Origin of the sequence: Saccharothrix mutabilis subsp. mutabilis (assembly GCF_039521145.1) — a bacterium.
GTDB lineage: Bacteria > Actinomycetota > Actinomycetes > Mycobacteriales > Pseudonocardiaceae > Actinosynnema > Actinosynnema mutabilis.
The window spans coordinates 74450-99360 of the sequence record NZ_BAAABU010000023.1; the positions used below are offsets into that span (position 1 = coordinate 74450).

Annotated in this window: 23 protein-coding genes; 15 read left to right on the forward strand and 8 right to left on the reverse strand. The window is 74.9% G+C overall.

What is annotated here, in order from left to right; genetic code table 11:
- The first annotated feature begins 81 nt into the window (after positions 1–81).
- The 6 genes from ABD126_RS32320 (at position 82) to ABD126_RS32345 (ending at position 5524) form a co-directional block, all read left to right on the forward strand.
- Positions 82–1044 carry a hypothetical protein gene (locus tag ABD126_RS32320; RefSeq protein ID WP_343938176.1) on the forward strand — a complete coding sequence of 321 codons (963 nt, stop codon included), beginning with the start codon at positions 82–84 and terminating at the stop codon, positions 1042–1044.
- Entirely contained in the window at positions 1041–1343 is a 303-nt protein-coding gene (locus tag ABD126_RS32325; RefSeq protein WP_343938178.1) for a hypothetical protein, read from the forward strand. Before ABD126_RS32320 ends, ABD126_RS32325 begins: the two co-directional genes overlap by 4 nt.
- Complete coding sequence (locus tag ABD126_RS32330) at positions 1331–1822, forward strand: DUF1269 domain-containing protein (protein WP_343938180.1); 492 nt, start codon at positions 1331–1333, stop codon at positions 1820–1822. Before ABD126_RS32325 ends, ABD126_RS32330 begins: the two co-directional genes overlap by 13 nt.
- Before the next feature lie 14 nt (positions 1823–1836).
- Entirely contained in the window at positions 1837–2058 is a 222-nt protein-coding gene (locus ABD126_RS32335; RefSeq protein WP_343938182.1) for a hypothetical protein, read from the forward strand.
- Complete coding sequence (locus ABD126_RS32340; protein WP_343938184.1) at positions 2055–2705, forward strand: MalT transcriptional regulator family protein; 651 nt, start codon at positions 2055–2057, stop codon at positions 2703–2705. The genes ABD126_RS32335 and ABD126_RS32340 overlap by 4 nt, the downstream gene beginning before the upstream one ends.
- A 215-nt stretch (positions 2706–2920) precedes the next feature.
- Positions 2921–5524, forward strand: a complete 2604-nt coding sequence (locus ABD126_RS32345; protein WP_343938186.1) for a winged helix-turn-helix domain-containing protein — start codon at positions 2921–2923, stop codon at positions 5522–5524.
- A gap of 8 nt (positions 5525–5532) precedes the next feature.
- Here ABD126_RS32345 and ABD126_RS32350 read toward each other — a convergent pair whose 3' ends face one another.
- Entirely contained in the window at positions 5533–6267 is a 735-nt protein-coding gene (locus ABD126_RS32350; protein WP_343938188.1) for a hypothetical protein, read from the reverse strand.
- 131 nt (positions 6268–6398) lie between these two features.
- Between ABD126_RS32350 and ABD126_RS32355 the strand changes: the two genes are divergently transcribed.
- The 3 genes from ABD126_RS32355 to ABD126_RS32365 all read left to right on the forward strand — a co-directional run bounded on the left by ABD126_RS32355 (position 6399) and on the right by ABD126_RS32365 (position 10102).
- Positions 6399–7697 (forward strand): APC family permease, encoded by a 1299-nt coding sequence (locus ABD126_RS32355; RefSeq protein WP_343938190.1) that lies wholly within the window; start codon positions 6399–6401, stop codon positions 7695–7697.
- A gap of 106 nt (positions 7698–7803) precedes the next feature.
- Positions 7804–8880 carry a PQQ-dependent sugar dehydrogenase gene (locus tag ABD126_RS32360; RefSeq protein ID WP_343938192.1) on the forward strand — a complete coding sequence of 359 codons (1077 nt, stop codon included), beginning with the start codon at positions 7804–7806 and terminating at the stop codon, positions 8878–8880.
- A gap of 64 nt (positions 8881–8944) precedes the next feature.
- Positions 8945–10102 (forward strand): hypothetical protein, encoded by a 1158-nt coding sequence (locus tag ABD126_RS32365; RefSeq protein ID WP_343938194.1) that lies wholly within the window; start codon positions 8945–8947, stop codon positions 10100–10102.
- On the opposite strand, the gene ABD126_RS32370 is transcribed toward ABD126_RS32365, so the two are convergent.
- The 5 genes from ABD126_RS32370 to ABD126_RS32390 form a co-directional block, all read right to left on the reverse strand.
- Positions 10103–10228 carry a hypothetical protein gene (locus tag ABD126_RS32370; protein ID WP_343938196.1) on the reverse strand — a complete coding sequence of 42 codons (126 nt, stop codon included), beginning with the start codon at positions 10226–10228 and terminating at the stop codon, positions 10103–10105.
- Between the two features lie 289 nt (positions 10229–10517).
- Complete coding sequence (locus ABD126_RS32375) at positions 10518–11804, reverse strand: ADP-ribosylglycohydrolase family protein (RefSeq protein ID WP_343938198.1); 1287 nt, start codon at positions 11802–11804, stop codon at positions 10518–10520.
- Positions 11805–11939: 135 nt separating this feature from the next.
- A complete protein-coding gene (locus ABD126_RS32380; RefSeq protein WP_343938200.1) occupies positions 11940–12509 on the reverse strand; it encodes a hypothetical protein in 570 nt (189 codons plus the stop codon).
- A gap of 126 nt (positions 12510–12635) precedes the next feature.
- On the reverse strand, positions 12636–13889 hold the full coding sequence (locus ABD126_RS32385; RefSeq protein ID WP_343938202.1) for an MFS transporter: 1254 nt from the start codon (positions 13887–13889) through the stop codon (positions 12636–12638).
- Positions 13886–15217, reverse strand: coding sequence for a rhodanese-like domain-containing protein (locus ABD126_RS32390; protein WP_343938204.1), 1332 nt, complete (start codon positions 15215–15217; stop codon positions 13886–13888). The genes ABD126_RS32385 and ABD126_RS32390 overlap by 4 nt, the downstream gene beginning before the upstream one ends.
- A 66-nt stretch (positions 15218–15283) precedes the next feature.
- Here ABD126_RS32390 and ABD126_RS32395 point away from each other — a divergent pair, with 66 nt between their 5' ends.
- From ABD126_RS32395 to ABD126_RS32410, 4 genes are all read left to right on the forward strand, one after another.
- Positions 15284–15940 carry an ArsR/SmtB family transcription factor gene (locus tag ABD126_RS32395; RefSeq protein WP_343938206.1) on the forward strand — a complete coding sequence of 219 codons (657 nt, stop codon included), beginning with the start codon at positions 15284–15286 and terminating at the stop codon, positions 15938–15940.
- Positions 15941–15985: 45 nt separating this feature from the next.
- Positions 15986–16141: a type 1 glutamine amidotransferase family protein gene (locus tag ABD126_RS32400; RefSeq protein WP_343938208.1), complete on the forward strand. Its 156-nt coding sequence runs from the start codon at positions 15986–15988 to the stop codon at positions 16139–16141.
- A 118-nt stretch (positions 16142–16259) separates the two neighbouring features.
- Positions 16260–16694 (forward strand): hypothetical protein, encoded by a 435-nt coding sequence (locus ABD126_RS32405; protein ID WP_343938210.1) that lies wholly within the window; start codon positions 16260–16262, stop codon positions 16692–16694.
- A 553-nt stretch (positions 16695–17247) separates the two neighbouring features.
- On the forward strand, positions 17248–20154 hold the full coding sequence (locus ABD126_RS32410; RefSeq protein ID WP_343938212.1) for an AfsR/SARP family transcriptional regulator: 2907 nt from the start codon (positions 17248–17250) through the stop codon (positions 20152–20154).
- On the opposite strand, the gene ABD126_RS32415 is transcribed toward ABD126_RS32410, so the two are convergent.
- On the reverse strand, positions 20138–20689 hold the full coding sequence (locus tag ABD126_RS32415; protein WP_343938214.1) for a calcium-binding protein: 552 nt from the start codon (positions 20687–20689) through the stop codon (positions 20138–20140). The genes ABD126_RS32410 and ABD126_RS32415 overlap by 17 nt on opposite strands.
- Positions 20690–20841: 152 nt before the next feature.
- Between ABD126_RS32415 and ABD126_RS32420 the strand changes: the two genes are divergently transcribed.
- A complete protein-coding gene (locus ABD126_RS32420; protein WP_343938216.1) occupies positions 20842–21297 on the forward strand; it encodes a peroxiredoxin family protein in 456 nt (151 codons plus the stop codon).
- A gap of 279 nt (positions 21298–21576) precedes the next feature.
- Positions 21577–23079, forward strand: a complete 1503-nt coding sequence (locus ABD126_RS32425) for an EF-Tu/IF-2/RF-3 family GTPase (protein ID WP_343938218.1) — start codon at positions 21577–21579, stop codon at positions 23077–23079.
- A 338-nt stretch (positions 23080–23417) separates the two neighbouring features.
- Here ABD126_RS32425 and ABD126_RS32430 read toward each other — a convergent pair whose 3' ends face one another.
- Positions 23418–24785 carry an oxygenase MpaB family protein gene (locus ABD126_RS32430; protein WP_343938220.1) on the reverse strand — a complete coding sequence of 456 codons (1368 nt, stop codon included), beginning with the start codon at positions 24783–24785 and terminating at the stop codon, positions 23418–23420.
- Positions 24786–24911 lie beyond the last annotated feature (126 nt).

Here is a 24911-nt window from a genome sequence, read left to right on the forward strand (position 1 = left end):
GTCGGGGCGCGGGTCGTGGCGCCGCGCGCGACGGTCCGGCGCCACCGGACCCCCACACCCCTCCCGTGAGGAGCAACTCCCGTGCGCACACCCGTTCTGCTCGGACCGCACCGGCTCGCCGACGTGGTCCGCCCGCTGCACCCGGTCGCGTCCATCTACTTGGGACAGTCGGACGCGCCGTGGGGCGACCGCGCGGCCGCGCTGGTCGACGCGTTGCGCGCGGCCGGCGCGGACGAGGCGACCGTCGTGGACTTCCTGGTCGCCGTGCCGGACGAGCCGGACACGCCGGTCGCGGTGTTCGCCGACGGCGGCCACGTGCCGGCGGTGTACCCGATGCCGGGCCGGCGTGGCCCCGACACCGCCCGGTACGGCGCGCCGGCGCGGGTGTTGCCGCTGGTGGCGTGGGCGCAGGAACGCCCGCCGTGCGTCGTGGTGGACGCGCGGCACGCGAGCGTCGAGGTGGCGTCGGTGCCCGGCGGGCTGGCGGCGTCCGGGCGCGAGTCGGTGTGGTGCCGGCCGCGGGCGGCGGTCGCGGCGTGCCGGGACGCGGTGGACCGGTGCGGCGCGCGGCTGGTCGTGGTCCACGGCGGGGAACCGCTGGCCGAGGCGTTGCGGACGGCGTTCGGGCCGGACGTGACCGTGCGGCGGGTGCGCGAACCGGGGCCGGACCGGCTGGCGGAGGTGGCGCGGTCCACGGCGCGGCTGTGGGCGGCGCGCAGCGTGGCCGAGTTCGACGAGCGGTCCGCGGTCCCCGGCCACGCCGTGCGGGGCGTCGGCCCCACGCTCGCGGCCCTGGCCCGCGGCCGGGTGCGGGAGCTGCTGGTGGACCGGGCGGTAGCCGACCCGGCCACCGGGTGGTTCGGCGCGTCGGCCCGCCAGGTGCTCGACCGGCCCCACGTGGCGTGGCGCTCGGGGCCGGCGGTGGACGTGGCCGTGCGGTCGGCGCTGCTGGGCGGCGTGCCGGTGCGGGTGCTGCGGCCCGGCGCGCTGCCCGCGGGCGTCGGCGCGCTGTGCCGCTACCCGCTGGCGGTGGTGCCCTCGTGACCGACGGGCTGGTGCCGCCGCGCTGCGCCGCGCGGACCTGCTCGCCGACCGGGTCGAGGCCCAAGCCCGCGCCCGCGCCGCGCAGGCCGAGCAGACCGCGGCCCGCGCCCGCGCCGAGCCGAGCGGACCGTCGCCCGCGCCGAGCCGAGCAGGCCGCCGCCCGCGCCCGGGAGCGGGCCGCCGAGCTGGACGGCCACCACGACCGCGTCGTCGCCCGCCTGCGCGCGGCGGCGGACGTGCTCACCCGCGCCGGAGCGGCGTTGGGACCGGAGATCGGAGAGGTGACATGGCAACGCTGACCATCTGGAAGTTCGACACCGCCGAGGGCGCCGACCACGCCGCCCGTACGCTGGAGTCGCTGGCCAAGAGCAGGCTCGTCGCGGTGCACGACGCCGCCGTCGTGACCTGGCCGCACGACCGCAAGAAGCCCAAGATCCGCCAGCTGCACGACCTGGTCGGGCGCGGCGCGCTGACCGGCGCGTTCTGGGGGCTGCTGTTCGGCCTGCTGTTCCTGGTCCCGTTCTTCGGGGCGGCGGTCGGCGCGGCGGCGGGCGCGGCCGGCGGCAAGCTCGTGGACGTCGGGATCGACGACGACCTGCTGCGCGAGGTGCGCGACCGGGTCGTCCCGGGCACGTCCGCGCTGTTCGTCCTGACCTCCGGGGCGGTGCTGGACAAGGTCCGCGACGCCTTCGCCGGGCCGAGCCCCCCGGAACTGCTGTTCACCAACCTCTCGCCGGAGCAGGAGCGCTCCCTGCGCGAGATGTTCGCCGACGCCTGACCGGGGGTGACCGCGTGGCACGTGCGTCCGGGGGCCGGCGTCGGCTGGTCCTGCTCTGCGTCCTGATCGCCCTGGTGCCGCTGGTCGCGCAGCGGCACGCGGGTCGGCTGCCGTGCGGCGCGGGCGGCGCGGTGGTCGCGGCGGCGGTGCTGCTGGCCGCCGTGCCGCGCACCGTGCTGCGGCTGGCCGCCGCGCTGACCGAGCCGTCGGTCCCGGCGGTGCCGTCGTGCCCGTGACCGGACTGCTCGCGCGGGAACGGCTGTTCGCCGCGCTGGACCGCGACGACGGCCGGGTCACCCTGGTGCGGGCCCCGGCCGGCGCGGGCAAGACCGCGCTGCTGACGAGCTGGGCCGCGCGGTGCGCCGACCGGGTGGCCGGGGACGTGTCGCCGGTCGCCGTCGTCCCGCTCACGCCGGCGCACGGCGAGCCCGCCGCGTTCAGCCGGGCCGTGCACGACGCCGTGGCCGGCGCGGGCGGGTCGCCGCTGGTGTGGCTGGCACCTCGGCCGCGCCGCGGCGGCCCCGCGCTGTGCCTGGCACTGGACGGTGTGGACGTCCTCGCCGGACGCCCGTCGGCGCGGCTGCTCGCGGCCCTGGCCCGGCACCCGTCGCTGCGGCTGGTCCTCGCCGGACGCACGCCCTCGCCGCTGCGCCCGTGGCTGCGCGCGCACGGCCGGCTGCGCGAGATCGGCGCGGCCGACCTGGCGTTCACCGAGGACGAGGCGCGGCAGATGTTGACGGCGCACGGCGTCGCGCTGTCCTCGCCGGACCTCGCCGAGCTGGTGCGGCTGACCGGCGGCGTGGCGGCCGGCCTGCGCCTGGCCGCGACCTCGTCGTCCGCGCGGGGCACGCCGTCCGCGACCCGACCGGCCACAGTGGCGTGATCACCGTCACAGCGCAGACCCCGTTCGGACGCCGCCGGGCGGGCGATCGCACCGCGCCGGTGGCTCCGTTCGCCGATCCCGGGCAACCGTTGTGCCAGAACGGATCAAGCGTCACCCGCCGAGGGTGAGGAAGGCCCGTGACCACACCGCCGATGATCGTCAGCACCCGCCGCACGCGATCAACCGGCACGCAGGAAGAGCAGAGAGGCGACGACATGGCGGAGCGGCAAGACCCCGAAGGCACCGGCCACCCGGTGGCGCCGCCCAAATTGCGCGTCCCGCTCGCCGAGGCGCCCATGGTGCACCGGCACCGGCTCACCGCGCTGCTGGACGCCCACACCGCGGCGACCTCCGCCGCGCCACCGGTCACCGTCGTGACCGGACCGGCGGGCGCGGGCAAGACCACGGCGCTGGCCATGTGGGCGCGCCGGCCCGCGACCGGGCGCGTGGCCTGGGTGACCCTGGACCCGCACGACAACACCGCCCCCTACCTGTGGTCGGCGGTGCGCGAGGCGCTGGCCGAGGCCCTCGGCGGCGAGGCGCCCGACCTGCCGCCGCCGTCCGGACCGGACTTCCCGGCGCTGCTGATCGCCGCGCTGGACCACCTCGCCGCCCCGGTGCGCCTGGTGGTCGACGACGTGCACCTGCTGCACGACCGGACCGCGTTGCGCGGCCTGGAACTGCTCGTGCGGCACACGCCCGAACCGTTGCGGCTGCTGCTGGCGGGCCGGCACGCGCCGCCGCTGCGGCTGTCCCGGCTGCTGCTGGAGGGCAGGCTGCGCGTGGTGGGGGAGCGGGACCTGGCGTTCACCCGCGAGGAGACCGAGCGCCTGCTGGCCCACCACGAGTTGAGACTCGACGCGCGGGACGTGGACCACGTCCTGCGCGTCACCGACGGCTGGACCGCCGGGCTGCGGCTGGCGGCGCTGGCGCTGACCGGGTCCGTGCCGCCGACGGGGTTCACCGGCGCGCTGCCCCCGGTCGCCGACTACCTCGCCGAGGAGGTGCTGGCGCCGCACGGCGACCGCGCCCGCTCGCTGTTGGTGGCGACCAGCGTGTGCGCGGAGGTCTCCGCCGACCTCGCCGCCGCCGTCGCCGAGGAACCCGAAGCCGGCCGCCTGCTCCAGGAGCTGACCCGCCGGCACGCGCTGGTGTCCACAGAGGACGGGGTGCGGTTCCGGTGCCACCCGTTGCTGCGCGACCACCTGTCCGCCGAACTGGACCGCGTCCGCCCCCGCGACCGCGCCCGCCTGCACCACGCGGCGGCGACGTGGCACCGCGACCACGGCCGGCCGTTGGACGCCCTGGAACACGCCGTGCACGGTGAACGCCCCGACCTCACCGCGGACGTCGTCGGCCGCGACGGCCTGGCCGAAGTCCTGAGCGGCCACGGACCCCGCCTGCACGAACTGCTCAGCGCCGCGCCCCAGACCCTGGTCGGGCGGACCCCGGCCGCCCTGGTCGGCGCGGCGGCGGCGTTGGACGCGGGCGACCTGACCGCCGTGGACTGGCTGCTCGGGCACATCGCCGACGGCGCGCTCACCTCCGACCGGATGCGCGCGCTGCACGCCGCGGTCCGCTTGCAGCGCGCCAGGTACCACGGCGACCTGGCCCCCGCGCTGACCGCCCTGGCCGCGACACCGGCGGGTCGCACCGGCAACGACGCCCTCGACGTGCTGTCGCGCCGCGAGCGCGGCATCGCCGAACTGTGGACCGGTCGCCTGACCGAGGCCGAAGGGGATCTGCGGCACGCGTTGGACGCGGCCGTGCGCGGCGGGTTCGACCACGCCGCGCTGGAGTGCCTGGCGCACTTGGCGGTCGTGTCGGCGCTCAACGGCGACCCCCAGGCCGTGGCCCACCGCGGCGACCGCGCGCTCGACCTGATCTCCGCGCACGGTTGGGAGAACCGGCCGGCGAGCGCGGTGGTGCACACCGTCCTGGCCGCCGACGCCCACCGCCGCCTGGACGACGCCACGGCCCGCGCGCTGGCGGGCCGCGCGGTGGCGGCGTTGCCGGAGGCGGCCGACCGGACCGTGGCCCTGGCGGTGGCGGTGGTGTGCGCGACGACCTCGTTCGAACGCGCCGACGACCCGCACGCGGTGGTGTCCACGCTGTGGAAGCAGTGGCGGGGCTTCACCGACCGGCAGGTGTCGCCGCACCTGGCGGCCGAGGCCGTGCCGACGGCGCAGCGCATGGCGTTGCGAGTGGGGGAGGAGCAGTGGGCGGCCGACCTGGCGGCGTACGTGGAGTCGCTGACCGGCGAGTCCGCCGAACTCGCGCTGGTCCAAGCCGTGCTGCTGTCCCACCGGGGCCGCGCCGCACAGGCCCGCAAGTGCCTGGAACCCGTGCTGCGCGGGGAGTCGGCCGCCGTCGTGCCCGGAACCCTGGTGGACGCCTGGGTCCTGGAGGTGGCGCTGCTGGCCCGGGACGGGAGCCCGCAACAGGCCCACGACGCGCTGCGCAAGGCGTTGGCCGCCGCCGAACCCTTGCACGCGCTACGCCCGTTCTACAACGCGGGCAAACCCGTCCGCGACCTGCTGGCACGGGGCGCCGGCCGCTTCGGCCGCTTGGACCGCTTCGCCACCGCGGTGATGACCACGGTCCCCACGGCGTCCACCGGCCAACCCGAAGCCCTGACCACGCGGGAGCGGGCGTTGCTGGTGGAGTTGCCGTCGATGCGGACGGCGGAGGAGATCGCGGACTCGATGTACGTGTCGGTCAACACGGTGAAGACGCACTTGCGTGGCATCTACCGCAAGCTGGGCGTGAGCCAACGCCGTGACGCTGTTGTCGTTGCGCGCCAACGCGGTTTGATTTGAACCGCGCTTCAGGCGTTGCGCGCCTTGCAGGCGTCGAGCGCCCACTGCTGCCGGCCGTAGGCGTCGCGGAAGATGCGGTAGCAGGTGGTGAGTTCCTCGGAGCTGCACGCGTCGTTGGCGATCCAGGGGTCGGCGTCGTTCTCGCCCACGGCGATGTCCATGCAGTCGCCGTAATCCCGGGCCGTGGCCCCGGCCTGCGGAGCGACCACCCCGGCCAGGGCCAGCGCGATGGCGGGGACCAAGAGCATGCGCTTGACCATCGTTCCTCCTCGGGACTCCTGGACCCCAGTAGACGGTGTCGCCGGACCTGCTGCCACAGGGCCCGCCGGTTTCCCACCGCCCGGTGAACTCCACCCTGGACCGCCGCGGTCGAGCCGCCCAGCCTGTCGGTCCTGCACAGGGGTGCCGTCGCGCTTCCACTGGTTGACGAACAGGGTCACCCTGACGTCGACGGAGTCGCTCGGGCAGTCGTAGCCGGTCGGTTCGGGGTAGCACGCCGTCAGTTCCATGTCGCCGAACACGCTCAGGCCCGTGACCGGGGCCGTGTCGAACAGCGGCATGGACGGTTCGCGGACCGGCGTCGCCGTGGAGTTCAGCGCGATGACGCTCTGCGTGCCGCCGGGCGGCGCCTTGACCTCGCGGGCCGGGAACGTGACGGCCGCGGCGGGGCCCGCGGTGGCGACCAGGGCCGTGCCGGCGAGACAGGCGGCGGCCAGGGTCGTGAGCAGACGTCTCGTGTCCATCCCCCTCGGTGGGCAGCTCCTCACCGGTACCTGACGGACCGGGCCGCTTTCCGTCGAACGGGTGAGGTCAGCGGTGGTCGCGCTGGTCACAGCGGGGTTCGGGGGTGGGGGTTCGGGGTATCGGAGCGGGCATGGCGGAGGTGTTGAGGCGGGCGGTCAGCGGGCGGCTGTTGTACTTCTTCGTGCTCGGGGACATCCTCGGGGCCGGGGTGTACGTGCTGGTCGGCTCGATCGCCGGGGCCGTGGGCGGCGCGGTGTGGGTGCCCCTGGTGACCGCGCTCGCGCTGGCCGCGCTCACCGCCGGGTCCTACGCCGAGCTGGCCACCAAGTACCCGCGGGCGGGCGGGTCGGCGCACTACGCCACGCGGGCGTTCGGCGGCGCCGCCGGCTCGCTGGTCGGGTTCTGCATGCTCGCCGCCGGGATCGTGTCGGTGGGCGCGTTGGCGCGGGCGTTCGCCGGGGACTACCTGGGGGCGCTGGTGTCCGTGCCGACGGTCCTGGTGGTCGTGGTGTTCCTGGCCGCGCTGGCGGCGTTGAACATCCGCGGGATCAGGGAGTCGTTGCGCGCCAACGCCGTCGCCACCTGCGTCGAACTCGGCGGGCTGGTCGTGGTGATCGTGCTGGGCGCGTGGGTGGTGCTGCGCGGTGACGCGGACCCGGCCCGGCTGACGCAGGTGGACACCGGGTCGGGGGTGTTCAGCGCGGTCCTGGCCGGGACGGTGCTCGCCTACTACTCGTTCGTCGGCTTCGAGACCTCGGTCAACCTCGCCGAGGAGGTCCGCGACCCGCGCCGGTCCTACCCGCGGGCGCTGTTCGGCGCGCTGGCCACGGTCGGTGTCGTCTACCTGCTGATCGGGCTGGTGACCAGCGCGTCCGTGCCGACCGACCGGCTGGCCTCCTCCAGCGGGCCGCTGCTGGAGGTGGTGCGGGTGGCGGGCGGCGTGCCGGAGTGGCTGTTCAGCCTGGTCGCGCTGGTCGCGGTGGCCAACGGCGCGCTGCTGACCGGCATCATGTCCTCCCGCCTGGCCTACGGCATGGCCCGCGACGGCCTGCTGCCCGCCCCGCTGGGCCGCGTCCTGCCGGTCCGCCGCACGCCGTGGGTCGCCGCGCTGACCACGTCCGGCGCGTCCCTGGTCCTCGCGCTGACCGGCGAGGTGGAGACCCTGGCGACCACGCTGGTCCTGCTGCTGCTCGTGGTCTTCCTCGCGGTGAACGCGGCCGTGCCGGCGCTGCGCCGCGACCCGGGCGACGGCGACCACTTCCGGGTGCCGACGGTGGTGCCGGTGCTGGGCATCGGCTCGTGCCTGCTGCTCGTGACCCGGGTCGAGCCGGGGACGTGGTTGCGCGGCTCGGTGCTGCTCGGGCTGGGCCTGGTCCTGGCGGCGGTCAACGCGCTGCGCAGGCGCACCGCCCACAAGCAGCCGGTGTGAGCCGTGTCCCCTTTCGGGTGGTGACCGGCGGGTCGGTCCGCTCTGGACAGACCGGCGCCGGGTGAGCGGCGCTGCGCGCAGTCCGGTGCGGCGTTAGGTTGGTTCGGTGCTCAGGAGGCTCACGGCCGCGGTGACGGTCGTCGTCGCGGGGGTCGGGCCGGTGCCGGCCGCGGCGGACCCGCTGTGCGTCGAGCCCGTCTGCTCGGTCACGGAGGTGACGGCGGAGGACGACCTGCCGTGGGGCCTGACCGCGGTGCCCGGCGGTGCGGTCCTCTACAGCCGCCGCGACCTGCTCGACATCGTCCGGCTCGACCCCGCCACCGGCACCAGGACCAGCGTCGGGACGGTGCCGGGCGCGGCCGGCACCGAGGGCGAGGGCGGTGTCCTGGGCATCGCCGTGGCCGCCGACTTCGCGACCGACCCGTGGCTCTACATCATGCACACCACGGCGACCGACAACCGCGTAGTGCGCATCCGCTACACCGATGGCGCGCTCAACGGCCCTCCGCAGGTGGTGGTCAGCGGCATCCCGCGCGGCAAGTACCACAACGGCGGGCGGCTGCGCTTCGGTCCCGACGGCAAGCTCTACATCGCCACCGGCGACGCCCAACGCCGCGAGACGGCCCAGGACGTGCGCAGCCTGGCCGGCAAGGTTCTGCGCATCGCCCCGGACGGCACGGTCCCGCCCGACAACCCCTTCGGCAACCCGGTGTGGAGCTACGGCCACCGCAACCCGCAGGGCCTGGCGTTCGACTCGCGGGGGCGGTTGTGGCAGCAGGAGTTCGGCAACTTCGTGATGGACGAGACCAACCTGGTCGTGCGCGGCGGCAACTACGGCTGGCCGCGCTGCGAGGGCACCTCGGGCATGTGCAACGACCCGGCCTTTGTGCCGCCGAAGCGCACCTACAAGACCTCTGAGGCGTCGTGCAGTGGCATCGCCGTGGTCCAGGATGTCCTTTATGCGGCGTGTTTGCGCGGTGCGCGTCTCTACCGTGTTCCGATCAACGGCGACCAGTTGGGCGAGCCCGAACAGCACCTCAACGGCACCTATGGGCGGCTGCGCACCGTGGAGCCGACGGGCGACGGCGACCTGTGGCTGACCACGAGCACCAAGGGCGACAATGACAGCGTTCCGAACAACAGCGAGGAACGCGTCCTCAAGGTGGTCCTGCGCAAGAGCTGACGGGGAGTGTGGTCGGTACCCGAGTCGCCGTCGCACGGTCGATCCACGATGGAATGATTCGCGCATGCCGTCCAACAACGTCCGCGCCCGCCGGGTCCGTGCCGCCGAGAACTGGTTCGTGCGGGACGGCACGCCGACGATGATCGAGGGCTACGGGTTCCGCCGGCACGTGTTGCCGCGGATGCTGCCGGCGTTGGGGCTGGTGACGTTGGCGAGCCTGGTGTGGCTGGTGCCGCTGCGGTCGGCCGGCGGGCAGCGGTGGGCGTTGCTGGCCGGTGTGCTGCTCGCGACGTTGGCCACCTGGGTCGCGTTGCGGTTGTTCGTCCGGCGGCTGCCGCGGTTGTCCAAGACCGCCACGCTGGTCGTGCTCGCCGTGTACGCCGCGATGCCGTTGGCCGTTCCGCTGCTGCAACTGGCCGTGGACGACACGATCACGCCGCCGGGCGGCAGCGCGGTGGGACTGCTGGGGTTCGTGATCTTCTTCGCCGCCGTGTTCGCCGCCACGGCGCTGGCCGCCACCTACGGCTTCGGCACGTTGCTGCGCCGCGCGGTCCGCCACGCGGTCAACGACCTGCGCAACAGCGTGCGGCTGCTGGGACGGGCGTTGCCGGCGATGCTGTTCGTCACCCTGTTCCTGTTCTTCACCGGCGAGCTGTGGCAGGCGATGAACAACCTCGGCTGGTTCCGGCTGACCCTGGTGGTGCTGCTGTTCAGCGCGATCACCGTGCTGGCCGCCGCCGCCCGCCTGCGCGACGAGATCGGCCGCGTCGAGCAGGACCTGCGCCCCGACCGCCTCGCCGCCGCCTGCCAGGGCACCCCGCTGGCCGGCGTCGAGGTCGCCGAACCCCTGCGCGCCACCCCGCTCAACGGCCGCCAGAACCGCAACCTGCTGCTGATGCTCGCCACCCGCCAACTCGTGCAGGCCGCCGTGGTGGGGCTCGCGCTGTTCGCGTTCTTCCTGGTGCTGGGCCTGATCGTGGTCACGCCCGCGACGGCGGAGCAGTGGATCGGCGACGCGCCGACGTTCTCCAAGCTGCTGCCCGGCATCCCGGTGGCCCTGCTGCGCAACGCGACCCTGTTCGCGGCGTTCGGCAGCATGTACTTCGCCATCACGTCGATGAGCGACGCAGACCACCGCCAGCAGTTCTTCGCCCCGATCATCGACGAGGTCGAGCGCACCCTCGCCGTGCGCGCGGTCTACCTGATGGGCCTGCGCGGCTGATCAGCACGGGGAGCGGAAGGGCAGGTCGCCGAAGTGCTCCCGCCACCCCTCCCGGCCCGGCGCGGGCACGCCGGCGCAGACCCACCGCGCCGCGTGGTCGGTGTCGGCCTCCCACAGGCGGACCATGCGATCCTCGCCGGCGGTGGCCAGGGTGTGGCCCGCTGAAGGCCACCGAGTGGACGGTGTCGGTGTGGGCGGCCAGTTCGGCGAGCTGGGCGCGGGCGCCGGCGTCCCACAGGCGCACGACCCGGCCCCAGCGGGCCATGACGGAGGCCGGGCTGCACACGATCAGCCTGCAAGGCGGCCAGTGTTGAGGTCGCTCGCCCTGAGCCTCTTCATGTGCGCGTGGGGGTTCATCGCGGGATGACGTGACGGCGCGGGGCCGCCTCCTTCGGCGGGAGGTGGCTCCGTGGCGTCAGTCGTCGGGGTAGCGGGCCGTCCACTCCGGTGTCGTGGGCGGGGTGGGGCCGAACTCGGCGAGCATGTCGTCGGCCACCCGGGTCACGACGTCGCGCAGTTCCAGGCGGGCCAGCCAGGCCGGGTCCAGGGCGGCCGGGCCGTACAGGGCTCCGACGATGTTGCCGCACACCGCGGCCGTGGAGTCGCTGTCGCCGTCGTGGTTGACCGATGCCAGCAGCGCGGCGCGCGGGTTGTCCGTGGCCACGGTCGCGTACAGGGCGATGGCCAGCGCGGACTCGCCCACCGCGCCGTCGCCCAGGGTGGCGGTCTTCTCCGGCGTGGGCGGGCCGCCCAGCGCCAGGGCGGCGTCCAGCGCGGCGGAGGTCTCCTCGTGGCCCTTCCAGCGGACCAGGCGCGCCCGCGCCGCCGCCAGGGCGTCCGGGAGGCCGTGGCCGCGGACCAGGCCGTGCACGAGGACGGCCAGGACACCGGCCGAGAGGTAGCCGGACGGGTGGCCGTGCGTGACGACGGCGGAGGCCACGGCCACGTCGAACACGGCGTCGGGGTCGTCGGACCAAAGCGCGGCGGGCGCCGCGCGCATCACGCCCCCGCAGCCCTTGGAGTTGTTCGGCGGCCGGTCGACGCTGCCCGCTCGGCCGCTCACCCCGTACTCCTGGAGCGTGAGGAAGCAGGTGGCCCCGGGAGCGCGGCGCGCGAACAGGCCCCGGACGCCGATCAACCAGCCGTCGGGGAGGTCCCGGGTGTTGTGCGGGCCACGCGCCCGCGGCCACGGCGTGCCCTGGGTGTGCAGCCAGCGCTGGTAGGCCATTTGCAGGGACCGGGCGACGTCGGCCCGACCCCGGCGGCGCTGCCGGGCGTGCGCGCGGATCAGGGCTTCGGCGGTGAACAGGGTCATCTGGGTGTCGTCGGTGATGCGCGCCGACCCGTCGGCGGAGGTGATCAGGTCGGTGACGCCGTGCGGTCCGGCCAGTTCGCGGACCTGGTCCATCGGCTTGTTCTCCACCGGCGCGCCCAGGGCGTCGCCGAGCGCCCCGGCGAGGAGGCTGGCACGCCACCGCTCGGGATCGACACCTCGACGCGGACGCGTGAAGGGTTCCGGGCCCCGCACCAGGAACCGGCGGCCGGCCGGGTCGACGGCGATGTGCAGCTCCAGCCGCTGCACCTCGGCGTTCCCGGCGGGCGGGGCGTCGGCCTGCGCCTGCGCCAGCCGGGCGAGCACTTCCAGGTCGGACTCGCTCAGCAACGTCCTGACGTCAAGGCGCGCACGGTCGTCGCCCGACATGGCCGGCCCCCCTGGTAGTCGGTGTGCGGACAGACCCTAGCGCCGGCCCGTCGACGTTGCCGCGGATCCGCCGAAAATCGAGCGACGCGGCGGATGCGCCGGCGCTCCGCCACCGCCCTGTGTCCGCAACGCCGGTCACCACACCAGGGTGTACTCGTACCAGGGTCCGTCGATCGGCTTGTACCGGTAGCCGTCGCCCGTGGCGTCCTTCGGCCGCGAGCCGGGGCAGTGGGCGAACCCGGTCGAGGCGAACAGCGCCCCGGCGTCCTCCAGGGCAAGGAGCGTGCAGCCCTGGTCGCCCGCGATGTACGAGATGGTGTAGATGCCCACCCAACGGTCCTCGACGCGTCGGTCGGGCTGCTCGGCCGCCTCGGCGACCAGCGCCTCCAGCCGGCCGCGGTGCAGGTCGAACATGACGCCCTGGACCGAGCCGGCTACCGCGAAGGTCACCGCGGCGACCACCGGCACCAGCGCCAGCGGCCACAGGCGGACCGACGTGCGCCACCGGGGAGCCGGCAACCCGATCAGACCGATGATCGCCAGGCCGACGGTCATCCCCGCCACGACCATCCAGGCACTCAACGACAGCACGAACGCCATGAAGTTACTACCGGGAACACTGACCGCCCACAGCGACCACACGGCCGCCACCCCGGCGGCACCGACCGGCAACCACCGCCACACCCGCCCCCAGTCGAGCCTCACGTGCGCAAGGACGCGCGACCCGAGCCGGGGTTGCCACGTCACGTCGAATCGCGAACGCGGACCCCTTCCCCCGAAGTGCGACCGGCAAAGCCGTCGATTCCGCGTTCGACTCCCGGGTGGGTCTCGTCACCTGCCCGCGTCGCCGCCACTCCGGGCGTCCAGGCGGTTGGCGCGTGGGTGGGTCTCGTACATGCGGAACGCGACCACCAGGCCGGAGGCGGCGGTGATCGCCGCGACGGTCCAGATCGCCGCGCGCAGGCCGTACAGGTCGGCCGCCGCGCCGGACAGCAGTGCGCCCACGGCGAAGCCGCCGTCGCGCCACAGGCGGTAGACGCCCACCGCTCGGGCCCGCCACGCCGGGTGGGCCACGTCGCCGACCACCGCCAGCAGGGTCGGGTACACCATCGCCGTGCCCAGGCCCAGCAACGCCGCCGCCCACGCCCACGCCGCGACCCCCGTCGTGGCGGCGACCAGGGCCAGCGCGCCGGCCTGGAGCAGCATGCCCGCGGTGATCAGGTGTTTGCGGCCCCAGTGGTCGGAGAGGGGACCGGTCACGAGTTGGCCGACGCCCCACACCGCCGGGTAGAGCGCCGCCAGGGCGCCGATCTGGCCCAGGGACAGACCGGCGGTGGCGAACAGCACCGGGAACAGGCCCCACGCCAGGCCGTCGTTGAGGTTGTTGACCATGCCCGCCTGGCTCGCCGACGACAGCGCCGGCTCGCGGAAACTGGTGTGCGCCAACACCTGCCGATCGGTCAGCGCCGACTCCGCGTGGCCGCGGGCCTCCAGGTGCGCGTGGGACCGGGTTTCGCGGACCAGCACCGCGGACAGGCCCAGGCCCAGCGCCACGTAGGACAGGCCCAGCAGGAACGGCGCGGGGCGCAGGCCGTAGCGGGCGGCCAGGTAGCCGGTGGCCACTGCGGTGGCCGCGACCGCCAGGTAGCCCGCGGCCTCGTTGAGGCCCATCGCCAGGCCGCGCCGGGCCGGTCCGGCCAGGTCGATCTTCATGATCACGGTGGTGGACCAGGTCAGGCCCTGGCTCACCCCCAGCAGCGCGTTGGCGGCCACCACCCAGCCCCAGTCCGGCGCCCACACCAGCAGCAGCGGCACCGGGACCGCGACCAGCCACCCGGCCACCAGCACGGGTTTGCGCCCGAACCGGTCGGACCACGTGCCGGCGAAGTAGTTGGTGGCGGCCTTGCCGGCGCCGAACGCGAGGACGTAGGTCAGGGCGGCGGTGTGGCCGGTCACGTGGAACTCGCTCCCGGCCAGCAGCGGCAGGACCGTGCGTTCCTGCCCCAGCACGCCGCCGACCAGCGCGTTCACCGCGACGAGCAGGCTGAACTGGGCGAGGTTGGCGCGCAGCCCGAGGACCGTCACCAGGTCTCCAACGCGCGCCCGGTCACCCTGGCCCAGTCCTGCGGACCGCCGGTGAGGACGGCGACGTCGCGGTGCCCGGCGCGTTCCAGCACGCTCGCCGCGCTGAGGGCCCGCTCGCCGTGGCCGCACATGACGACCGTCGGCTCGGGCGGGAGGTCCGCCGTCGCCAGGTCGCCGAGTTCGACGTGGGTGGCGCCGGGCAGGTGCCCGGCGGCGAACTCGGCGCGCTGCCGGACGTCCACCACCCGCCGACCGCCGATGTCGTCGGCGGACACCAGCTCCGTGCCGGCCGTGGGGAGCCCGGCGTCGGTCCAGGCGGTCAGGCCGACGAGTTCGCCGGCGAGGTCGTCGTACCCGATCTTCAACGCCTGCCACAGCACCTCGTCGCCGTCCTGGTCCGGGTCGCGCACGACGACCAGGGGCCGGTCCGGCGACGCGAGCCAGCCCAGCCAGCTCGCGAACACGGGCCGCAGCGGGATCGACAGCGAGCCGGGGATGTGCCCGGCGGCGTAGCGGTCCACGGGGCGGACGTCGACCACCTGCGCCCCGTCGTCGACCAGGGCGCGCACGTCGCGCACCGGCCGGAGCGCGGGGGAGCGCAGCAGCGCGGGTCCGCGCCGGTTCGCCTCGCCCAGCCACCGGAAGTAGGTCGGGTAGCTGCCCAGCGGGCCCAGCAGCGCGGCCACGAACTCGTCCTCGTCGGCCAGGCGCAGCAGCGGGTTGGTCGCCTTCTCGTGCCCGATGGTGCTGGTCCGGTCGCCGGTGCGGGGCGCGGCGCAGAACGAGCCGCCGCCGTGCGTCGGCCACACCCGCACCTCGTCGGGCAGGGCGCTCAGGCGGCGCAGGGACGCGTGCTGCGCGCGGGCGAGGTTCTCGGTGCGGTCCGGTGCGACGAGGTCGGTGCGGGCGGCGGACCCGACCAGCAGCGAGCCGCCGGTGAACACGCCGACCGGCCGCGCGCCGTCGGACAGCAGCAGCGACAGGTGCTCGTGGGTGTGGCCGGGGGTGGCCAGCACGCGCAGGGTCGGCCCGCCCAGGTCCACCTCGTCGCCGTCGTGCAGGCCGCGGTGGTCGAACTCGCGCCCGCCGGCCGCCGACGCCAGGACCCGCGCGCCCCGCGTGGCCCCCAGTTGGCGGGCGCCGGACAGGAAGTCGGCGTGCAGGTGCGTGTCCGCCGCGAAGGCGACGGTCAGCCCCCGGCGGGCGGCCTCCCGCTCCACCGCGCGCAGGTCGCGACTGACGTCCACGGCCAGCGCCCGACCGTCGCCCAGGTCGACCAGGTACGCCGAATTGCCCAACCCCTCGTCCACCAGCGGGACGACCTCCATGAGGACCACCTCCGATCCGGGGTAGTATGACACTATTCCAAGGAATTGTGGAGAAAGGGGTCGGCGGTGGGCGATCGCGAGGCGAAGACGGCGTTGTTCGAGCAGTTCGCGCGCGTGGGCAAGGCGTTGGCCAGCGGGAAGCGCCTGGAACTGCTCGACCTGCTGGCCCAGGGCGAGCGGACGGTGGACGCCCTGGCCCGCGCGGCCGACCTCGGCCTGACGACCGCGTCCGCGCACCTGCAGACCCTCAAGCGGGCGGGCGTGGTGGCCACCCGCCGGTCGGGCACCAAGGTCCACTACCGGTTGGCCGGCGACGACGTCGCGGACCTGCTGGCGCTGGTGCGCGCGGTGGCCAACCGCCACCTGGCCGACGTCGAGGCGGCCCGCGTCGCCTACCTCGGGCCGGGGGACACCGAGGAGGTCACCCGCGAGGAACTGCTGCGCCGCGTGGAGACCGGCGGGGTGGCGGTGCTCGACGTGCGCCCGGCCGCGGAGTTCGCGGCCGGGCACATCCCCGGCGCGCTGGGCATCCCGCTGGAGGAACTGCCCGACCGGCTGGCGGAGTTGCCCGCCGACCAGGAGGTCATCGCCTACTGCCGGGGCGCGTACTGCGTGCTGGCCCACGACGCCGTGCGCTACCTGACCGCTCAGGGGCGTCGGGCGCGCCGCCTGGCCGACGGCATCCTGGAGTGGCGCTCGGCGCGGCTGCCGATCGCCGGCTGAGGCCGGGCGGTCACCCGGGCGCGCGGCGGCGAGGACGTCGTCCTGGTGAGGATGTACGCAGCGACCCTGGCCCTGCTGCACCCGCGGGTCCGGGTGGACGACTCGGTGCTCTACGTGGACGACGGTGACGTGCTCACCAGCGCGGGCCGCAGCGCCGGCAACGAGTTCTGCCTGCTCCGCAAACGCATCGACCCGCTGTGACCTGCGAAACTTTTTCGTTGCGCGACAAGGGCTTTCGCGTCCGATCGGCTGTCAACGCGGGGGCGGTCGGCGTGCCACAGTGAGCGCCGACACCCCCTCTTGGCAGGAGGAACGACGGATGATGCTGTTACGCCTGGCCGGAGCGTTGTGTGCCGCGTTGTTCGCCGCGACGGCGACCGCGACACCCGCGCAGGCCGCTCTGGGACCCGCTCAACCCGTGGACATCCAGCTCCGCGGCTACTCCTCCAGCGGACACGTGACGCAGGTCGGGCACCTGGGCGGCACGATCCGGTTCGACGACGGCAACGCGCTGTACCGGCTCGACGTGACGATGTCCCGGCAGTCGAGCTACGTGGACACCAAGCTGCGCATCGACGTCAACGGCGCGCCGCACCAGTACTTCTACGAGTCGGGGGCGCTGAACGCCGACTTCCCGTACCCGGGCACGGTGCAGAACGTGCGCCTGGTGTTCGAGGGCTTGTACTTCGACGGGGCGACGAACACCGCGAAGACCGTCACGCGCAGCGCGTTCTACGACAACCCGTACAACTAGCCGGGCCGCGGCCCCCGGCCGGGAAGGGGCGCGGGTCGAGGCCGGCCGACCTCCGCACAAGCCACCCCGACCCCGCCCCGCCTCCCGCGCCACCTCCCGCTGCCCCCCCGCCCCCCGTGCCACCGCCCCCGTGCCACCGCCCCCGCGCCACCCCCGCACCTCCCGCCGCCGACCCCGCCGGCCGCCGCCGCCGCCGCCGTCGCGCCGGCCGCCGCCGCCCCCGCACCGCCCGCACCGCCCGCACCTCCCGCCGCCGCCCCCGCCGGCCGCCCGCCCCCGCCGGCCCGTTCACCTTCGACGGCCTGTGGTGGCTGCTGGAACGGGAGAACGCGCTGCCGGTGTGGGCCGGGGAGGTCCGGCTGACCTTCGAGGAAGGCCTGGTGCACCGCCTCGTCGCGCTGTCGGCCGGAGCCCGGGGCGGTAGGCGTATTTTCCGGGGCCCACGCGGATCTGTGGACACGTGTGGGAGCCGACGATCGTTCCGCGGTCCCTGGACGTCGAGTTGCCTCGGTTGCGGTTGGTCGATCGGCTTGCCGGTCGGTGGGAGCGGCCGGTGACGGTGGTGGTGGCGGGGGCCGGGTTCGGGAAGACCACCGTGGTGGCGCAGGCGGTGCGGGCGCACCTGCTGGAGCCGCGCGGGGTGGACGTGTGGGTGGGGTGCGCGCCGGTCCACGAGAGTGCCGAGGCGTTGGCCGGCGCGTTGCTGCAAGCGTTGCAGGGGGTTGGGGCCGCCCGTGGTGCGCGGGGGGTGGTGGACGCCGTGGTGCGGATGGCTCCGCTGGATGTCTGCCTGGTGTTGGACGACGTGCACGAGATCCCGTCCGGGTCGCCGGGTGCCGGGTTGCTGGCGGAGCTGGTGCGGAACCTGCCCGCCACCGCGCACCTGGTGTTGTGCGGGCGGGAGTTGCCGGAGTTGCCGTTGGCCCGGCGGGAGGCCGCCGGAGAGGTGTTGCGCGTCGGGGTGGAGGAGTTGTCGTTCACCGGGACCGAGGTGCGGGCGTTGGGGCGCGCGCTCGGGCGGGACCCGGCGCTGGCCGGGGCCGTGCGCGGGTGGCCCGCGTTGGTGCGGTTGGCGTTCGCGGCCGGGCCGGCGGCGCCGTGGCGGTACGCGCGGGAGGAGATCATCGCGCGGCTGCCGGAGGACCACCGCGCCGCGCTCGTGGCGCTGGCCGCCCTGCACACCGCGACCGACGACGAAGTCGCGGCGGTGACCGGCGAACCGGTGGCGCTCGCGGACCTGGCGCGCCGGGTCCCGCTGGTCTGCGTGCTGGAGGACGGCCGCTACCGCGCGCACGAACTGTGGGCGCAGGCGCTGTCGGCGGAAACCCGGCGGCTGCACCGACGAGCCGCGGAAGTGTTGACCGCGCGGGGGGATCTCGCCCGCGCGGGCGCGTTGGCCCAGCGCAGCGGCGACTGGGAGTTGCTCGCCGAACTGGCCGTCGTGCTGGTCAACACGACCCTGTCGGCGCTGCCCGACGTCACCGCGCGCCGCTGGCTGGACTGGGTGCCGGACAGCGCCCGGGACGCACCGGCGTTCCTGCTCTTGCAGGCGGCGGTCCTGCACGCGAGGGACTTCGCCGACCCGCGCATCGACCCGCTGCTCGACCGGGCCTGGCAGGGCCTCAAGCACACCGCCGTCCTGGGCCAGGCCGTGATCACCGCCCACTCGCGCGCCGACCTGCCGCGACTGGCCGAACTGGCGCGACGAGCCGGGGAACTGCGCGGCGCGCCGACCGCGATCGCGTTGGTGCTGCGGCACAGCGTGGCCGCGACGGTCGCGGAGGTCGGCGGCGACCCGGAGGCCGCGCTGGCCGAGATCGAACGCGCGCCCGTGGTCGACGTGCCGCGCCCGGTCGCGCTCGCGACCGTCCGGTTCCACTACCACTGCCTCAACATGTGCGGGCGCGCCGGCGAGGCCGCCGACCTGGCCGACAGCGCCCTGGCCGACGCCGACGAGCAGCACCTGCGCCTCAACGGGCCCGTCGCGCGCTGGTTCGACGGCGACCCGGCCGACCTCGCGCTCCTGCGCGGCGCGCCGCTGGACGGCACCGCCCGCGACTGCTTCGTGTCCGCCGCTTTCCAGGCCGTGATCGCCGCGTGCTGCGGTGACGCGGGGGACTGGTGCCCGCTGCCGTGCGGGGACCCGGCGGGTCACGACAACCCGCGCGACGCCGTGCTGGCCTGCGCCGCCCGCGCCGCCGTCGCGGTCGGTGGCGGCGACGAGGCGGTGGCGCGCCGGACGTTCGCCGAGCACCTCGCGCGGTGGCCGGTGGCGGACCGGTTCCACGAACGGCACCTCCGACGGTTCCTGGCCCTGGGGTACGTGCTCAGCGACGGGTTGCGCGCGGTGTGGGACCGGACCGAGCTGGGACCCTCGCACGCCAAGGCCCGTGCGGCGGCCCGCGCGCTGGTGCTGGCCAGGTCCGGCGACGTCGGCCCGGCGACGCGGCTGCCGTTCGAGCACGCCTTGTGCTTCCTGCCGCTGCCGTGGTCGGTCGAGCTGGCGGCCCGCCTGGCGGCCGTCGGCGACCTCGGGTTGGGCGGGTGGCTCGCGGACGTCCTCGGACCGGTCGTGCACCGGTGGCTGCGCTCGGCCACGCCGCGCGCGGGAGCGGCGCGGCTGCTCGCCGCCGTGCCGCCGCCACCGGCCACCCGGACCCGTGTGGACGTGCTCGGCGCCATGCGCGTCACCCGGGACGGCGCGCCGGTCGACCCGCCGGAGCTGCGGCGCGTCCGGGTCCGGCAACTGCTCGGCGCGCTGGTGGTCCGCCCGGCGGTCACCCGCGAGCAGGCGTGCGGGCTGCTGTGGCCCGACCTCGACCCCGCCGACGCCGCGCGCAACCTGCGGGTCACCCTGACCCACCTGCGCCGCCTGCTCGACCCCGACCGGGCCCGCGGCGACGCGAGCTTCCACCTGCGCACCACGGGGGACACGATCCGCCTGGTCCGGTCCCGGTGGCTGGACGTGGACCTGTGGCGGCTGGACGCGCTCAGCGCCGACGTGCGCGCGGCCCGCGCCGAGGGCGACCTGGACCGGGCGAAGGAGTTGCTGGCCGAGGCGGTCGAGCTGTGGCGCGGCGAGCCGTTGCCCGACCTCGCCGACCTGCCCGACGCCGAACCCGGCCTGGAGGCCGACCGCCTGCGGGCGCTGCACGGGCGCAACCTGCTCGACCTGGGCGAGCTGTGCCTGGTGTCGGGCGAACCGTCCCGGGCCGGCTACCTGGCCGACCGCGCCCTGGCCCGCGACCCGTTCGCGCCGCGCGCCCACCGGCTCCTGCTCGCCGCCGCGCTCAAGGGCCGCGACCCGGCGCGCGTCACGGCCGCCCGCGCCACCGTCGAAGCCGCGCTCGCCCAGCTGGGCGCACCCGCGGACGGGGCGACCGCGTTGTTGCTGCGCCAGGCGCTGCCCCCGACCGGTGACCGGGAGCAGCGCGGGGCGGTGGTCAGCAGTTGGCGATGAACTCGTCGTTCGGGCAGCTGTCGCCGACCAGCGGCGCGCCGCCGTTGGCGGTGTCGCCCAGGACGTGCGGGCCGCCGTCGAGCGTGTCCACCCCGTCGCCGCCGGCCATCCGGTCGTCGCCGGGGCCGCCGAAGACGCTGTCCTCGCCGTCGCCCGCGATGACGTCGTCGTCGCCGTAGCCGCCGTAGACGGTGTCGTTGCCGATGCCGGCGTCCACGAAGTCGTCGCCTTCCTGCGCGAACACCAGGTCGTCGCCCGGTCCGGAGTAGACCGTGTCGTCGCCCGCGAGCGCGCAGATGACGTCGTTGCCCGCCAGACCGGCGATCTGGTCCGGGAAGGGCGTCCCCAGGATCACGTCCGGCAGGTTGGTCCCGACCGTGGGCACGCCGGGCACGGCGAAGATCGTCGGCGCCAACCCGTAGCAGGGCTGGGCCCACGGCGGCGGCGGTTCCTGCGCGACCGCCACACCACCCGTGGCGAGCACCCCACCCGCCATGACGGCCGCGACCGCGACCAGCCGAGTGCGCATGTTCATGACAGAGCCTCCCTTGTCCGGTGGCCCCTTCCGGCGGCCACGGGACCAGGCTGCGCACCGGGCGTTAGCCGACCGCTAACCGCGTTCCGCGAACCCTTTCGCGCCGTCGCGCCCTCTTGTGCGGGTCACAACCGTTCGGAAGGAACTCCACAGTGCTCACACCAGGATCCGCCGCTCCCGAGATGGTGCTGGAAGACACCGCCGGCCACACCGTCCGCCTCCCCGACGGCCACGCCGTGCTGCTGTACTTCATGCGCTCGACGACGTGCCCCATGTGCAACCGCCACGTCCGCGACCTGGTCGAGAGCGGCGACCGCTTCACGGCGGCCGGCGTCCGCGTCCTGATCGCCGTCCCCGAGGACCGCGAGACCGCGGCGGCGTGGAAGGCCAGGCGCGGCATCCCGTACCCGGTGGTCACCGCCGCGGGCACACCACACGCCCTGGTCGGCCTGAGCCGCAAGGTGTTCGGCTCGATGCAGCAGTCCGGCACCGTCCTGGTCGACGCGCGGGGCGTCGTCCGCCACGCCCACGGCGCCACCCTGCCCACGTCGAGCTACGACAGGCAGGGCATCGCCGCGGCCGTCGAATCGCTGCGCACGACGACGTGAAAACCGCTCGCGGAGGCGTGCGGGGGTGCCTACACTTCCGCTCGACTTCGCGTGCTGATCTTCAGCGCGCCACCGCGACGAGGGGAGGCCGGCCGTGCGCCACCGCACCGCTGCCGTCGTCCCCTCGTCGCGCCACGAGGTGATCCTGGTGTCTCCGGGCGCCCGGTGCCGGCTGCGCGCCCGGCTCCGGAGTTCGTGACGACCGCCTGACCGAGGTCGGCGGGTCGTCCCGCCATCGCGCGGACCCCGTTCGCGAACCACCTCGAAAGGCGCTGTGCCGTGCGCGCGAACCTGAGCACGTTCCCGCTGTCCGCCGTCCGCAACCTGGGCATCCTCGCCCACGTCGACGCCGGCGGCCCGGTGCCGGACGCGCTGCGGGAGGAGGCGCAGCGGCGGCGCCGACTGCTGGAGGAGGCGGTGGGCGAGCTGCACCCGGCCGCGCTGGAGGAGTTCGTGGCGGACTCGACGGTGTCCGCGGGGACGCTGGCGTCGGCGCTGCGCGACCTGACCCGCACCGGTGAGGCCGTCGTGGTCCTGTGCGGCTCGGCCTACCGCAACCGCGGTGTCGAACCGCTGCTGGACGCGGTCGCGGCGTACCTGCCGTCCCCGTCGGACATGCCGCCGGTGCGCGGCGTGGACGGCGCGGAGCGGACCGCCGACCCGTCCGGGCCGTTCGCGGCGCTGGTGTTCAAGGTGAACTCGACCTCGACGGGCCGGTTGACCTGCCTGCGCGTGTACTCGGGGACCCTCCACAAGGGAGACCCGGTGCTCGACGCCGCGACCGGGCGCGTCGAACGGGTGGCCCGCATCCTGCGGGTCCAGGCCGATCGGCACGAGCCGGTCGCCGCCGCGGCGGCCGGTGACATCGTCGCGGTGGTGGGCCTGAAGTCGGCCCGCGCCGGGACGACGCTCAGCGCGCCCGCGGCCCCGCTGGTCCTCGAACCCCCGGTGGTGGCGACCCCGGTCGTCACCGTCGCGGTCGAGCCCCGGGCGTCGGCGCAGACCGAGAAGTTGATGGCGGCGTTGGCGCAACTGGTGGAGGAGGACCCGGCGCTGGTGGTGCGGACCGATCCGGAGACGGGTCAGACCGTCCTGTCCGGCATGGGCGAGCTGCACCTGGAGGTCGCGGTGGAGAAGGTGCGCCGGGACCACCGGCTCGACTTGAGCGTGGGCCGGCCGAAGGTGGCTCACCGGGAGACGGTCGTGCGCGGTGTCTCGGGGTTCGTGTACCGGCACGTGAAGCAGGAGGGAGGTGCGGGCCAGTTCGCCCACGTGGTGCTGGACGTGGAACCGGGCGAGGACTTCGAGTTCCGGTCCGCGGTGACCGGCGGCCGGGTGCCGGCGGAGTACGTGCGCGCGGTGGAGGCGGGTTGCCGTGACGCGCTGGCCGACGGCCCGCTGGGCGGTCACCCGGTGACCGGCGTGCGCGTCACGTTGACCGACGGGTCCACGCACGTGAAGGACTCCTCGGAGATGGCGTTCCGCACGGCGGGCAGGCTCGCGGTGCGGGAGGCGCTGCGGGCGAGCACGATGGCGCTGCTGGAACCGGTCGCGGAGGTGACGGTGACCGTTCCGGAGGGTGCCGTGGGCGGCGTGCTGGGCGACTTGTCGGCCCGGCGTGGCCGCATCCTCGGGTCCGCCACGCGGGCGGGGACGACGGTGGTGACGGCGAGCGTGCCGCTGGCCGAGCTGTTCGGCTACGCGACACGCCTGCGCAGCCGAACCCAAGGCAGAGGCACCTTCACCACCCGCCCCACCGGCTACGCCACAGCACCGACGTAACCACCGAGAACGGCTGCCAAGCACAGGAAGGGCCTCGGTTCGTTCCCCGTACGGCCTGGGCGCAGCCCAACCGCGCTTGGGGGTTCTTGGCAACCACGCTTCACCGGTTGCCAAGAACCCCCAAGGGTGGTTGCCTCCGGCAGGCCGTACGGGGAACGAACCGACGCCCTTCCACCCCCGGGGGCCTGCCGCGCGGCGAGCGCCGCTTTTAGCTCTTCGCTTTCGATCTTCGCTTCAGCTCTTCGCCTCAACCCTTTGCCTTAGCTCTTCGCCTCAACCCTTCGCTTCCGCGCTTCCGCGCTTCCGCTCATGACCCCCTCTCGATCCCACACCGCACCTCAGATCCGCGAGAGAAGCTCACGAGCGGCCGGGAAGTCGCGAGAGCCGGTCAGGAAGTCGCGGAGCGCCGTGGCGAGTTCGGTGGTGTGCAGGACGCCGTCGCCGTTGCGGTCCAGGGTGCGCAGGTCGCCGATGATCTCGTGCCGTTTCGGGCTGTCGGCGAACAGCGCGACGTACTCCGCCTCCGGCACCTCGCCGTTGTCGTTGCGGTCGATCAACGCGCAGATCGCCGTCACGACCCGGTCCACGCCCGCCGCGTCACCCGGGTAGCGGCCCTCGGCGACGGCCGCCTGGTACCGGGGGAACGTGACCACCTCCGCCCCGCCCGCGGCCTCGCGCAGCTCGGTCCACCACGCCTCGAACGCGTCGTGCAGCTCGTTCTCCGCGGCTTCGTCCACGTCGAGGTGGATCGACAGCTCGCGGGCCATCGCCAGCAGGTCGTTCCAGCGGATCTCGCCCTCGCCGGTCTGGTCCAACACCGTGGTGAACAGCAGGGTCGGGTCCATCGGGGCGTGGGAGCGGGGGCCGCCCAGGGTGGCGCGGATCGCCGCCGACGCGTGGGGCAGGTAGCGCCACGGTTTGGGCAGCAGGTCGGTGATCAGGCGGACGGTGTGGTGCAGGCTCGTGGTCGCCAGGGCGGAGCCGGGCAGCGGGGTCAGGCCCAGGGTGCGGCGCAGTTCGGGCGGCAGGGTGGCGATGGTCGTCTCCACCGCGGCGGTGGTCAGGGCGCGGCGGACCGGGGCCCACAGCAGCGCCGGGATCGGCAGGCCGGGCGGCGGGGGCACGCGGTGGATGCTCCCGGACAGCAGGTCGCGCACGGCCGGGTTGTCCTCCAGCACGGTGGCGACGGTGCGGTCGAAGTAGGCGGTGAAGTCGTCCACCGTGGCGGGGACGTCGTCCTCGGACAGGCCGAACCGGGTGCCCAACCGGCACCACTCCGCGTACAGGCGCTCGGCCTCGGCCCGGGGCAGCGGGTCGCCGCCCAGGCGGTGCAGGTGCAGGACCGCCTCGAACAGGGTCAGGTGCACCCATGTCCGAGCCGCCGGGTCGGCCGCGGTGTAGGGCCGGCCGCGGTCGTCGGTGCCCCGCATCCGCCGGTGCAGCCGTTCCAGGCGGGCGATCTCGCGCCGCCGTTCGGCCTGCGTGCCGTAGACGTAGAGCTGGAGGCTGTCGAGGGTGTGGAACAGCCGCCGCCACGGCCTGGCCTGGTACACCGAGAACGCGCCGACCGCCGCGCCGACCGCCGGGTGCGCGGTCTGGAGCACCAGGGTCCGGTGCATCACCAGCAGGAACCGCCACTTGGCCAGGTGGTTCCACGACGCGGACCCCGCGCCGAGCTCGTCCACGTCCGCCGTTTCGGTGTTCACCACTCCTCCCTAGTCGCCCGCCGGCCACAGCGAGTGACTTGTCCCACTTCCGCGCAGCGATTGCACCGCCTCGGGTGAACGGTCTCCGACGAATTGCGGTGAGCGAGGCAGCGCCGGCGGGCCCGT